The sequence below is a fragment of the Thomasclavelia cocleata genome (genome assembly GCF_900102365.1).
In the GTDB taxonomy this organism is placed as follows: domain Bacteria; phylum Bacillota_I; class Bacilli_A; order Erysipelotrichales; family Coprobacillaceae; genus Thomasclavelia; species Thomasclavelia cocleata.
The window spans coordinates 78,320-89,913 of sequence record NZ_FOIN01000001.1 but is presented as its reverse complement, the minus strand read 5'-3'; the positions used below and the strand labels follow the sequence as shown (position 1 = coordinate 89,913).

Annotated in this window: 16 protein-coding genes; all 16 read left to right on the top strand. The window is 29.4% G+C overall.

Going from position 1 to position 11,594, the window contains the following annotated elements; all coding sequences use genetic code 11:
- Window positions 1–52: 52 nt before the first annotated feature.
- The 16 genes from BMW96_RS00530 to nrdG all read left to right on the top strand — a co-directional run bounded on the left by BMW96_RS00530 (window position 53) and on the right by nrdG (window position 11,578).
- Window positions 53–2,203 carry an AAA family ATPase gene (locus BMW96_RS00530; protein ID WP_180320331.1) on the top strand — a complete coding sequence of 717 codons (2,151 nt, stop codon included), beginning with the start codon at window positions 53–55 and terminating at the stop codon, window positions 2,201–2,203.
- Between the two features lie 198 nt (window positions 2,204–2,401).
- A complete protein-coding gene (locus tag BMW96_RS00525) occupies window positions 2,402–2,749 on the top strand; it encodes a hypothetical protein (RefSeq protein WP_092351391.1) in 348 nt (115 codons plus the stop codon).
- The gene (locus tag BMW96_RS00520; protein WP_092351389.1) at window positions 2,742–3,005 is read left to right on the top strand and encodes a hypothetical protein; all 264 of its coding nucleotides are present in this window, start codon (window positions 2,742–2,744) and stop codon (window positions 3,003–3,005) included. The genes BMW96_RS00525 and BMW96_RS00520 overlap by 8 nt, the downstream gene beginning before the upstream one ends.
- Window positions 2,995–3,384 (top strand): hypothetical protein, encoded by a 390-nt coding sequence (locus tag BMW96_RS00515; protein WP_092351387.1) that lies wholly within the window; start codon window positions 2,995–2,997, stop codon window positions 3,382–3,384. The genes BMW96_RS00520 and BMW96_RS00515 overlap by 11 nt, the downstream gene beginning before the upstream one ends.
- On the top strand, window positions 3,374–3,886 hold the full coding sequence (locus BMW96_RS00510; protein WP_092351385.1) for a hypothetical protein: 513 nt from the start codon (window positions 3,374–3,376) through the stop codon (window positions 3,884–3,886). The genes BMW96_RS00515 and BMW96_RS00510 overlap by 11 nt, the downstream gene beginning before the upstream one ends.
- A 4-nt stretch (window positions 3,887–3,890) precedes the next feature.
- Window positions 3,891–4,148, top strand: a complete 258-nt coding sequence (locus BMW96_RS00505; RefSeq protein ID WP_092351383.1) for a hypothetical protein — start codon at window positions 3,891–3,893, stop codon at window positions 4,146–4,148.
- Between the two features lie 13 nt (window positions 4,149–4,161).
- Window positions 4,162–4,785, top strand: coding sequence for a Gabija anti-defense Gad2 family protein (locus BMW96_RS00500; RefSeq protein ID WP_143050688.1), 624 nt, complete (start codon window positions 4,162–4,164; stop codon window positions 4,783–4,785).
- 365 nt (window positions 4,786–5,150) lie between these two features.
- The gene (locus BMW96_RS00495; protein WP_092351380.1) at window positions 5,151–6,386 is read left to right on the top strand and encodes a hypothetical protein; all 1,236 of its coding nucleotides are present in this window, start codon (window positions 5,151–5,153) and stop codon (window positions 6,384–6,386) included.
- A gap of 111 nt (window positions 6,387–6,497) precedes the next feature.
- On the top strand, window positions 6,498–7,013 hold the full coding sequence (locus BMW96_RS00490) for a hypothetical protein (RefSeq protein ID WP_092351378.1): 516 nt from the start codon (window positions 6,498–6,500) through the stop codon (window positions 7,011–7,013).
- Window positions 7,014–7,025: 12 nt separating this feature from the next.
- Window positions 7,026–7,463 (top strand): hypothetical protein, encoded by a 438-nt coding sequence (locus BMW96_RS00485; protein ID WP_244881232.1) that lies wholly within the window; start codon window positions 7,026–7,028, stop codon window positions 7,461–7,463.
- A gap of 10 nt (window positions 7,464–7,473) precedes the next feature.
- A complete protein-coding gene (locus BMW96_RS00480; protein ID WP_092351374.1) occupies window positions 7,474–7,734 on the top strand; it encodes a hypothetical protein in 261 nt (86 codons plus the stop codon).
- Window positions 7,728–8,234 carry a hypothetical protein gene (locus BMW96_RS00475; protein ID WP_092351372.1) on the top strand — a complete coding sequence of 169 codons (507 nt, stop codon included), beginning with the start codon at window positions 7,728–7,730 and terminating at the stop codon, window positions 8,232–8,234. The genes BMW96_RS00480 and BMW96_RS00475 overlap by 7 nt, the downstream gene beginning before the upstream one ends.
- Window positions 8,235–8,248: 14 nt before the next feature.
- Window positions 8,249–8,584 carry a hypothetical protein gene (locus BMW96_RS00470; protein ID WP_092351370.1) on the top strand — a complete coding sequence of 112 codons (336 nt, stop codon included), beginning with the start codon at window positions 8,249–8,251 and terminating at the stop codon, window positions 8,582–8,584.
- 10 nt (window positions 8,585–8,594) lie between these two features.
- A complete protein-coding gene (gene nrdD, locus BMW96_RS00465; protein WP_162207503.1) occupies window positions 8,595–9,809 on the top strand; it encodes an anaerobic ribonucleoside-triphosphate reductase in 1,215 nt (404 codons plus the stop codon).
- A 276-nt stretch (window positions 9,810–10,085) separates the two neighbouring features.
- A complete protein-coding gene (gene nrdD, locus BMW96_RS00460) occupies window positions 10,086–11,051 on the top strand; it encodes an anaerobic ribonucleoside-triphosphate reductase (protein WP_092351712.1) in 966 nt (321 codons plus the stop codon).
- Complete coding sequence (gene nrdG / locus BMW96_RS00455) at window positions 11,051–11,578, top strand: anaerobic ribonucleoside-triphosphate reductase activating protein (protein ID WP_092351366.1); 528 nt, start codon at window positions 11,051–11,053, stop codon at window positions 11,576–11,578. The genes nrdD (BMW96_RS00460) and nrdG overlap by 1 nt, the downstream gene beginning before the upstream one ends.
- The last annotated feature ends 16 nt before the right edge of the window (window positions 11,579–11,594 follow it).

Here is an 11,594-nt window from a genome sequence, read left to right as displayed (position 1 = left end):
AGGGCAAGTAAATAGATGTACCTTCTCTAAAGAAAATTTTAGGATATATGCTATGAATGTTGATTTTAAATCAAATCCTAGGGTAATTGCAAATAATTACGGAAATGTGTCTATTATGGGAGAAATATCTGAATTGGATTTAAATACTGACTATAAAATTACTGGAATACCAACTAAAAACAAATATGGAACAACATATAAAGTAGTTTCGATATCAAGAGATAAACCAGTGAATCAGCAAGAAACATATCAATTTCTTAGAACTATATGTACAGAAAGGCAAGCCTCAGAATTGTATCTTCATTATCCGAATATTATCCAAATGGTTCTGGATAATGAAGATGTTGATTTGTCATTAGTTAAAGGTATTAAAGATGTTACATTTGAAAAAATCAAGAATAAAATAATTGATAATTTTATGTTAATTGACCTTATTAATGAATTTAAAGGATATATTTCATTAAATGTATTAAGAAAAATGTACAGCAAGTATACTTCAATCGAAATTGTACGTAAAAAAATTATTCAAGAACCATATAAATGTATGTGTTCTTTGAGTGGAATTGGTTTTAAAAGTGCAGATGAATTACTTTTAAAACTTCAAAAAAACAGAATTGTTGAGTTCGGTTATAATTTAAGAACCTCTTTACAAAGGTGTAGAGAGTGCATTTTATATAATCTTACCGAAACTGAAAATAACGGAAGTACTAGAATAAATATTCTAAAATTGTTATCAATCGTTAAAAGTGTAACCCCTGAATGTTCACAACATTTCTTTGAAGCAATCAAAGATGATGATATTTATTACAATAAGGATAAAAATAATGATGTTTTTGTATCGAGAAAAGTTACATACGAAGCCGAAATGTATATAAAATACAGAATAAATGAGGCGTTAGAAATCAATGATATATACGAAGTTAATCCTGAAAATTACAGAACTATTGATGAATACGAATTGACTGATGATCAGTTGTCTAGCATTCATAATTTATGTAAATCTCAATTTAGTATTTTAGTCGGATATTCAGGAACGGGAAAGTCGTTTTCAGCAAAAGCTATTATTAATATGTTAACAGATAAGAGTAAGTGGTTTGCTTTGTTTGCACCAACTGGAAAAGCTGCCAAAGTTTTATCGGAATATACTGGATCAAAAGCCGAAACAATTCATACTGGATTGGGGTATCAACCGCCTACATGGAGATATAACTCGTTTAATAAATTGAATTGCGATGTGCTTATAATCGATGAGTTTTCGATGGCAGATGTATTCTTGTTCAAAACTGTATTGGAAGCAATCGACTTTAATATAACCAAACTACTAGTAATAGGTGACCCTGCCCAGTTACCATCAGTAGGTTGTGGAAACGTAATGCATGACTTACTGACATCAAAAAAAATACCTAAAACCATGCTGACAAAGGTATTTAGATATGGCGAGGGTGGATTGATGAAAGTAGCTACTGATGTAAGAAATTGTAAACTGTATCTAACAAAATATGATAATAAAGTTACTGCATTTGGAGAAAACAAAGATTATTTATTTATGAACTATGACAAGGAGGCTGGATTAGACTGTATAAAAAAAGTTTATGCGAAAACATTGGAAAGATATTCTACCTCAGATGTGGTTGTATTGTCATCATATCGCAAAGGTGATTATGGGTGTATAAATATTAACAGATTGTTACAACCAATAGCTAACAAAGAACGTAAGGTGTCAGATATTCATATCGAAGCGCATAACACAAATTTTTATGTTAACGATATTGTAATGCAAACAAAAAATAATCGAAAAGCTTTTCTTGTTTCAAAGGGAACAATGTGGGGCGAAGATTGTTATGACTTTATCAACGAACAAACGTTTATTGCAAACGGTGAATCAGGGGTAATAGTTGATATTACAAAAAGAGGCTTGATTGTAATAGATTTCAATGGTTTGCTTGTTGGATATGAAAAGACGGATATGCAAAATGTCGAATTAGCATATTCTTGTACGCTGCATAAATTTCAAGGTTCCGCTGCCAAGGTGGTAATTTTATTTACACCATCAAGTCACACTTATATGCTCAATAGCAATTTGATTTATGTTGGGCTTACAAGAATGAAAGAAAAGTGTTTCCATATAGGAGATTTAGATACGGTCAATAGAGCAATACTAAAAAAAGAAAACTTAAGTAGAAATACATGGTTAAATATATAAAATTTTACTTTGCTAGTTGACATCAACTTGTGTTTGGTGTATAGTATACACGTGGAAGAAAACTAAGTTCTTCCTAAAAAAATTATTTATGATGTCACTTAGCAAAGTATGTTATATAAGGAATATGAAAAAAGAAATTGTTAGGGATAGATTATAGGCATAAGCAAAAAGAATTGTTAAAAATGGAAGTGAAAGAAAATGGAAAAATTACAGAAATTGAGAATTAAAGAAAAAGAATTACAGCAACACATAGAGGATTTTAATAAAATTCAATATAAGGTATATGAAGAATTTTTAGAAAAAAATGGATTAGATAAAGATGTTGAATTTTATGTGTGGACTAGAAATAAGAGGGAATGGAAAAAAGGAAAAATATTAATACGTAAAGATGGATATACTCTTATTGCTTCTTATCAATATGAGTTTCATAGCTATACAAAACAGGGAAAATTATCAACTAATCAGCTAGGGTATATAAAAAGCCCAGAAAATATAACAAATTATATAGAAAAAGGAGAATTAAAAGGAGTGATGAAGAATGAATGAAAAAAAGCAACTTAGAATGGAAGTAAAATTAGTCTTATTATTAAACGAATTATGTCCCGATTGTACATTGCATAGGGGTGTTGAAGAAAAATATGTAATTGCAAGCGTATTATTTAAAGGGAAATTTGGATTAAGTAGTATTGTTGATTGTAACCATATCCACCAAGTTATTAAAGAAAGCGGGAAAAATTGTTTATCACCTAAAGAAGTATTTAAAAAATTTGTAGGTAAAGGGTGGTTAGAAGATGCCAACTAGAGAAGAAATATTAGAGTATGCTGACACATTACATAGCTTGGAGCAGTTAGACGTTGTTAAAGAATATAAAAAAGCATTACATGAAGTGGTTACATATTCACAAACTCAAAACGAAGTACCATTAGAGTATTATAAATCATCTAAAAGATATGATTATTATATAGAATTACAATATGAAGAATTTAAACCATTAGATAATGGCAAATATGGTTTTAAACAACATGGATTTAGTTATCAGGGCAAGGGTATTGGTGCATATAAGAATTGGAGTATAAACGGTTGCGTAAGTTTATGTAACTTCACTAAAGAAGAAATAAAAAATATGATAGATAAGTGTATCGAAAGAGATAACAAAGAGGTAGAAGAAGATGTCGAGTAAAGAAGAATATATAAAAAAGCATAATGTTAGTGAAAAGGAATTTTTAATTTATTGTGTTAATGCCTTAAACGATAATTTTATGCTCAATGATGATGACAATGTAAATGATTTAAAAGGTTTCTTATACGATTTAATAACAGATTATTTTAATGGTATTGATTATTTAAATAAAGTTATCGAAGCACAAAAGAATAACTTAACAGATAGCTACATGATTGGATTGTATAACGGTTTAGCAACTGCCAAGGCAATTCTATTAAATAACAATGAGAATATTAAATTGGCTGATAATACAATAAAACCATACAAACTTGAAGATTTAAAGCCTGATATGTGGGTATGGGATAGCTATTGGGAAGAATGTTTTGAAATAGGTGAATTGTATAAAAAGAAAAATGAAATCGATATTCTTATACATAATAATAACATAAACACAAAAAGATATGAAACTATTAAATTTGAAGAAAACCGTTTCTATCCTGTACAATGTGCAATGAGGTAAACCCATGAATCCTGAAACAAAACTACAAAATGAAATCATGGTTAAAATGAGTGAGTTAGGATGCATACCAATGCGTAGAAATGTTGGATTGTTTTATACTCAAAACATGATACCCATTCACATTGGGACAGAAGGAGAACCTGATATAGAAATCATCTGTCCTAATGGAAAAGTGCTATGGTATGAAATAGTATATGCTGAATTTGAATATTGTCCTAAATGCGGTCAAGCAATAGATTTGGATGGTTGCGATGGAAAATAAAGGAGGAGATATAATGGAGTATATTGAGAGAGAAGAAGAAGAGTTTTTCAAACTATTGTTTTTAAAAAAATATTTAATTGGAACAAGTGGGATTATAGCAGGTGGTTGTTTTAAAAATATCTTTAATGGCGAACATATAAAAGATATAGATATGTTTTTTAGAAATAAAAATGATTTTAATGAAGCAAATAACAAATATGGAAAAAATAAAGAATTTAAATTTTATTATGAAAATAAAAACGCTGTGGCGTATGAGGAAGTAAAAACAGGGATAGTTGTTGAACTGATAAAAAAAACATTTGGTGAACCTGAAGCTATATTAGATCATTTTGATTTTACAATTACTAAATTTTGTTATTATTACGAAGTTGATTATGATGATGAAGATTTGTGTATGTTTAATTATTGTATATTACATCATCCAAAATTTTTTGAGCACCTACATGAAAGAAAACTTGTTTTACAAAACGACAAACTGCTTTACCCATTTAATACATTAGAACGCAGTTATAGATATTGTAAATATGGTTACTCACTGTGCAGAGATAGTAAAATTAATCTAATTAATGCAATAAGAAATTCCAACAAATTTAGTAATGACGATTTGTCGAAATCTTTATATGATGGGCTTGATTAAAATATATTAGTTTATAAGAAGGTAGTAAAATATGACTGACAAATTGACAATGTTTAAAGATGATACAAAAAAGGCTTGTGACAACAAAAAATTATATCCAGTTCAAATGTCTAATAAAAACAATCATAATTAAAAACATTTGCATATCTCAATAACAAATATTCTTTAAAAAAAATAAATAATGGAGGTGAAATATATTGAAAAACAGTAACGATGACAAATGGTTCTGGTTGTTTATGATAACTACAGCTATATGTTATTTAATAGGAAATATATTTTCTTAAATACCTTAAAACTGTATAGTTATTATAATTTTTTGAAAAATATTTTTAGGATAAATATAAAAAAAACAAAGGAGGACGATTTTGAAAAAATATACATTTGAAGATTTTGTTAAGGGAAATATAGCAGTAACATTTGAAAATATTGAAGAAGTTAAAACATTTTTAGACAAATGTATTAAAAATAATTTACTAAACTCTAAGTTTAAAAGTGCATGTCTGGAATGGATAAAAAATTCAAATTTTAAACTTGGATTATTTGTTGACAAAAAATCACATAAGTTAAAAGCAGCTAGATTAGAAAACCTCTTATTTGAAAAAGTTGCTTTCAAAAACATTACATTTAAAAAAAGTAGTTGCGAAATTCATATAACAGTTAAAAATAATGAAACTCATGCAATATTAAAAGAAAATGGGAAAGTTGTAAAACGTGAGGTAAGTAAATGTCATCATGATGACAAGTTTGATTTTACTATTGGAGCTACTATGACTTTCAACAGACTATTTGACAAAGATGAAAAAATAGATGTAAGTGAAACCAAAGATGCAAATTTTCTTAATTGTAGTTTTGAGGTATTAACCGACAGTTCCATTCTTACTAAAGGAAAAATTTATGATGTAGTAGATGGATATTTTACTGCTGATAATAACGCAAAGTATCCAAAATATATAGCACCACTTAAATTTTTTGAAGATTTAGAAAATTATTTGAGGCGATATAGCATTGCTTGTCACAAAGAAAAAACTATTAAAGTTAAGCAGGTCAAAAAAAAAAATAAACGCCCTGCAAAAATGGGAGAATATGTAATGATTACAAATAATCGTTTTTGCCCATCTCTTAAAATTGGAAGTATTAAAAAGATTCAAAACGAACTTTGTAATATATTAGTTGATAATAAATTACTCTCTCTCAATAAAAACAACTATATTGTTTTAGAAGGTTATGAATCTGCTAAAGCAAAAGTATTAGCTTTAAAAGGTATTTTGGATAAAATATATCCTCAGAAAAACATATTGGGAACACCAGTACTATCGAAAGATGTTAAAGGCAGTAGATTGCATATAGGTGATATAGTCAAGGTATTTGATAAGTATAATAATTTTAAACAATATGCAATAGTAACTTGTTCAGCTTATTCTGGATTTGGAAACAATATTAATAATAGTATTTTGTTTAGTGCAAATGGAACGAACAGTGATGGAAGATGGTTTGTTTTAAATACAAAATATAGTGAGTTTAATTTGAATGATGAAATCTCTGTTGATAATATTTCTGATACTTTGAAAGTTGTAGAAATAGAAAAAGATAACAATACCTAGATATTTTTACATAATTGCTCAAAAATATCCTTAGAAAACATCGTAAAATCACGTGTTTTCCAAAGGGGGATTTTTGGATAAAATGTAGATTTTATTCAAGTGGAGGGTTGGATGCAAAGATACTATGTTTACAAACAAGAAATTAAATGGGTGGACAGCAATAAAGATGGAAGTGTGTATCACTTAAGTGGTTGGACGTATCTTGGATATGTTGAAGGCGCTCAAGGTGTGTATGATTATCTTGGTGAAATAAAATTAGCAAAATGCTTTGATTATGAGCGAGTAAATACAAAAATTCGAACATGGCGGTTTTTAGTTTCTTGCAGATACATTGTAACTGATAAAAAAGGTCGGATTCGCACCAAGGATGAATTATATAAAAATGTTAAAAGGAAATTCGGGTGCAGACAAAATCGCAAACACTCTGGGCACAGATGGCGGTATCCAAATAATCATAGCGAACAGATACACTCTATTACTCCTCAAGAAATAAAAGAAATTAGTGATGAATATGGTATCCATTTAAAGCAGATTAAAGTTAAAAGAAAATTAGATGGTTTGGCGATGGAATACCAAACTAAAATGCAGCGTTCTTGGAAACGTTATAGAAGATACCAATACAAATAAAGAAGTATGAATATGAAAATGTGGTTAAATAGAAAAAGATTGGCTAGTGCAGTAACAATTTATTTGTTACATAAAAGAGATTATCACATATATTTATGGCAACGATATAATGGATATTATGACTTCTATTATGATTGTTCATGGCATTGGAATGATTGTATTAAAATAAATAATAACATTAAATTGTGTAACATACATGCCAAAACTTTAGCGGGTTTAGGAAGTGACTATAGACAATGGTTCGACATCTCATTCGATTTATATATTAATGATGAATTCATAAGAAAGTATGAAGCAAGTCTGTCACTAAATCCATCTAAGAGTGATTTTGGTTGTTGGGAAGTAAAAAATGTCAACCCAGATAAAGATAAAATAAACAAAGATATCCCACAATGGGCTGTTTATAAAATTGTGGTTTGGGTTGAAACAACGAGAAATAAATACAATTAAGGAGAAGATAATGAATGAACTAGAAAACGATTGTGTAATTATTTGTCGTGAAGTGAATAAATTTGATGACACGATTACATCATATAAATGTAAGGAAGGAACGTATAAAGATTTAAGCAAAGACTTTAGGTTTTTAATTTTTAGAAGCATGTTTAACCAAGAGTTAAAATATTTTATTTGTAATAAAAACAATGTTCAATTAGCTCTTAACGAAATATCTGACTCAACAATAAGTATATTAAAATATTGTACGGAGATAAAACGATGTTAAAACTATATTACAAGGACGAGTATGCTCAAAACTATATTATTAAAAACAAACTTGATGTCGGTAAATTGAAATATATTGGCGAATTCAAATCGGAGAAGGAAATTTGCTCGTTTATCAAAGATTTTTGGGAGCTTCGTGGCGCTCCTGTTCCCTATTTAGATATATGCTATGCAAATAATTATATTAGAATTGGTTATGGCAGCTGTACAAATTCTTACTATGTGACAATTAATAAATTGGATTTATTAGACTCTAAAGATAGCTTTGAATGTAACACAGACAAACTGCCAGTTGATAAACTTAAAGATCTAAACTCAAGTTGGATGCGCAAGCAAATTGAAGAAACAGAAGAACAGTTTTGTTGTATAAACAATCTAGATATTACCGAAGTCAAAGTAACTGGATATGATGGATGTGGACATAGAGTTGATATTTATTTAAATGAAGAAGAATTAATTAGATTTAAAAAATTTTATAGGAAGGGAGCAGTAGGCGGATAACGTTTGGTAATAAAATGAACAAAGTATATAAAAATAATATCACAAAATTTTTAGACAATTATCTTAATGACAGTTGTGAGGACGAATATTACATTTTAAAAAATCACATTTTATTTTATGGAAATGCAACTGATAATAACAATATTTCTATTTACGTTATTAGACGATTCGGCGCAACTAGAGGTCAAATATTTGTCAACAAGAAGAATAATGTGATAGTCCATATTGAAATATATAATTTAAACAATGTTTATTGTTATACTGTACCATTTGATATTTTATCAAGAATATTACAAGAAAGATTTATTGGTGCCAAAATGGAGTTAGAGAAAATAAAACTTGCAAGATGAGGAGAATTTAGTGTTAAAAGTTATTAAAAGAAATGGGAATAAGGTTGATTTTGATTCAAGCAAAATTAAAAATGCTATAATCAAAGCATTTAAAGAAGTAGATAAAAAAATCACAGAATCAGCAAAATTAAAAGCTGGATTAATTGCAAAGGAAATATCTAACACCTACACTGAATATCTGTCAGTAGAGGCTATTCAGGATATGGTAGAAGATAAATTGTTAGATACAGATAGAAGAGATGTTGCCAAAGCTTATATTAGATATAGATGTAAAAGAAATGTTAATAGAGAAATATCAAAAGATTTAAGTAAGAGGTACGATAACTATATAAGCTTAGTAAAAGGTAATAATGAAGAAGTTATAAAAGAAAACAGTAACAAAGATACTCGTATTATACCAACAATGAGAGATTATTTAGCTGGATTTACATGTAAAGAGATGGCAGAAAAATTATTAGTACCTAAAGAAATAATTGATGCTCATAATAAAGGGATTATTCATTTCCATGATATGGACTATAGTCCAGGAATGCCAATGACGAATTGTAGTTTAATTAATCTTGAAGATATGTTGCAAAATGGCACAGTTATTAGTGGAACTATGATTGAAAAACCACATTCATTCAGAACCGCTTGTACTATAGCTACTCAAATTATCGCACAAGTTGCTAGCTCGCAATATGGTGGTAATACAATTTCACTATCACATTTGGCACCCTTTGTTGATATTAGTAGGAAAAAAATCAAGAAAAAAGTTAAATACGAAATTGGTATAGCAAGTGGCAATCCAGAATTGATTGATGAATTAACCGAAAAAAGACTAAAGGAAGAAATTGCGGATGGCGTTCAAACTATTCAATATCAATTAATTACAATTTCGAGTACTAATGGGCAGAGTCCGTTTACAAGTATATTCATGTATTTGGGTGAAGTTAGCGATAAACAAACCAAAAATGATTTAGCGATGATTATTGAAGAGGTACTACGTCAAAGAATTAAAGGGGTTAAAAATGAAAAAGGAGCACCTATTACAATAGCATTTCCGAAGTTACTTTATGTTTTGGAAGAAGACAATGTTCATGAAAATAGCAAATATTGGTATTTGACTAAACTAGCTGCTGAGTGTAGCTCTAAAAGACTTGTGCCAGATTATATTTCTGAAAAGAAAATGAGAGAATTAAAACAAAACAACTGTTTTCCGTGTATGGGTAAGCGTAAACTATAGCCCAGGATAAACCGATCGAACCATTTGCTTAATGGGTGTAGTATCAAATACTGCTAACGGATAGGTCTTAGGGAGTCTAACGATTATGATCTAAGATGAGTACCGTGCTAAATCAATTGCTATTTTGCAGTTGTAAATGTGTATCGACTAATGGTGATGAGTGTAACCATGTAGGGTTGGAGATAAGCACCAACTCCAAGCGGTCGGCTCGACGATGAGACTAACGGACTCGGAGAGAACATCTAGTCAGTTTGAATAGTGATATTCAGCAAAGTAATGTGTAGATCGTTTCTACAACCATATTATGATAAAAACAATGAGCCAAAATTTTATGGACGTTTCAATCAAGGTGTTGTAACTTTATCATTACCTGATATAGCATTGTCAAGCAATAAAAATTTTGATAAATTTTGGCAAATATTTAATGAAAGATTAGATTTATGCTTTAAAGCATTAATGGTTAGACATAATTCGTTGAAAGGTACTAAATCCGATGTAGCTCCAATTTTATGGCAACATGGCGCATATGCGAGATTAAATAAAGGCGAAATAATTAATAAATTATTATTCAATGACTATTCCTCAATTTCGTTAGGATATGCTGGTCTTTATGAGTGTGTTAAATATATGACAGGCGAATCACACACCAAAGAAAAAGGACGTATATTTGGAGAAAATATATTAAAAAAATTAAACGATGCTTGCAGTAAATGGAAAAAGGAGACAAATATTGGATTCAGTATTTATGGCAGTCCAATCGAATCTACTACATATAAATTTGCAAAATGTCTTAGAGAACGATTCGGACTGGTCGAAGGAATAACTGATAAAGATTATATTACTAATTCTTATCACATTACTCCATCTCAACAAATTGATGCCTTTTCCAAATTAAGTTTGGAAAGTGAATTCCAAAAGTTAAGTTTAGGAGGTGCAATATCTTACATTGAAACTCCAAATATGACTAAGAATATTGAGGCGCTATTAGAAGTCATTAAACATATCTATAATACAAATATGTATGCTGAGATTAACACAACTACTTCATATTGTCATGAATGTGGCTGCACAGATATCTCTATGGGTGATGACTTAAGATTCCATTGTCCTCAATGTGGCAATGATAATTTTAATAAAATGAATATTGCTTTAAGAATTTGTGGTTATATTTCAACTAACCCCTTTAATGATGGCAGAGCGCAAGATATACATGATAGGGTATATCACTTGGGAGCAGAGTAATGTCAAACATAGCAAAAATAAAAAACTTTGATATAGCTAATGGCGAAGGAATTAGAACATCTATTTTCTTCTCTGGGTGCTCCCATCATTGTAAGGGGTGTTTTAATCAAAAGTTATGGGATTATGATTATGGAACTCCTTGTGGTGATGAAGTATATAAAGAAATCTATGACTCTATGAATGGGCATATCGCTGGAATATCTATTCTTGGCGGAGAACCATTTGACGCTAAAAATATTGATGATGTTTATACACTTGTAACCCTTTTTAAAAGAGATTTTCCTGACAAAACAATTTGGATTTGGTCTGGATATACTTGGGAAGAACTATTGGAAAAAACTGAGTGCAAAAATGAATATTTGAATGATATAACATTTGCAACACTTAAGATGATAGATGTTTTAGTCGATGGAAGATTCATATTAGAGCAGCGTGATTTAAATCTAAAGTGGCGAGGTTCAATTAAGCAACGTGTAATATCGGTACAAGAGTCTTTAAAGAAGAGAGAGATTGTATTACATGAATGAGATTGTAGATAAAAAT

Bases quoted from the DNA above. Each gene is read 5' to 3' on its own strand.
- BMW96_RS00520 (WP_092351389.1), top strand. From the start codon at position 2,742: ATGAATGAAAAAAAGCAACTTAGAATGGAAGTAAAATTAGTCTTATTA.
- nrdD (WP_092351712.1), top strand. From the start codon at position 10,086: ATGTGTAGATCGTTTCTACAACCATATTATGATAAAAACAATGAGCCA.
- BMW96_RS00485 (WP_244881232.1), top strand. From the start codon at position 7,026: ATGAAAATGTGGTTAAATAGAAAAAGATTGGCTAGTGCAGTAACAATT.
- BMW96_RS00475 (WP_092351372.1), top strand. From the start codon at position 7,728: ATGTTAAAACTATATTACAAGGACGAGTATGCTCAAAACTATATTATT.
- BMW96_RS00525 (WP_092351391.1), top strand. From the start codon at position 2,402: ATGGAAAAATTACAGAAATTGAGAATTAAAGAAAAAGAATTACAGCAA.
- BMW96_RS00515 (WP_092351387.1), top strand. From the start codon at position 2,995: ATGCCAACTAGAGAAGAAATATTAGAGTATGCTGACACATTACATAGC.
- BMW96_RS00490 (WP_092351378.1), top strand. From the start codon at position 6,498: ATGCAAAGATACTATGTTTACAAACAAGAAATTAAATGGGTGGACAGC.
- BMW96_RS00505 (WP_092351383.1), top strand. From the start codon at position 3,891: ATGAATCCTGAAACAAAACTACAAAATGAAATCATGGTTAAAATGAGT.
- BMW96_RS00470 (WP_092351370.1), top strand. From the start codon at position 8,249: ATGAACAAAGTATATAAAAATAATATCACAAAATTTTTAGACAATTAT.
- BMW96_RS00530 (WP_180320331.1), top strand. From the start codon at position 53: ATGAATGTTGATTTTAAATCAAATCCTAGGGTAATTGCAAATAATTAC.
- BMW96_RS00510 (WP_092351385.1), top strand. From the start codon at position 3,374: ATGTCGAGTAAAGAAGAATATATAAAAAAGCATAATGTTAGTGAAAAG.
- BMW96_RS00480 (WP_092351374.1), top strand. From the start codon at position 7,474: ATGAATGAACTAGAAAACGATTGTGTAATTATTTGTCGTGAAGTGAAT.
- BMW96_RS00500 (WP_143050688.1), top strand. From the start codon at position 4,162: ATGGAGTATATTGAGAGAGAAGAAGAAGAGTTTTTCAAACTATTGTTT.
- nrdG (WP_092351366.1), top strand. From the start codon at position 11,051: ATGTCAAACATAGCAAAAATAAAAAACTTTGATATAGCTAATGGCGAA.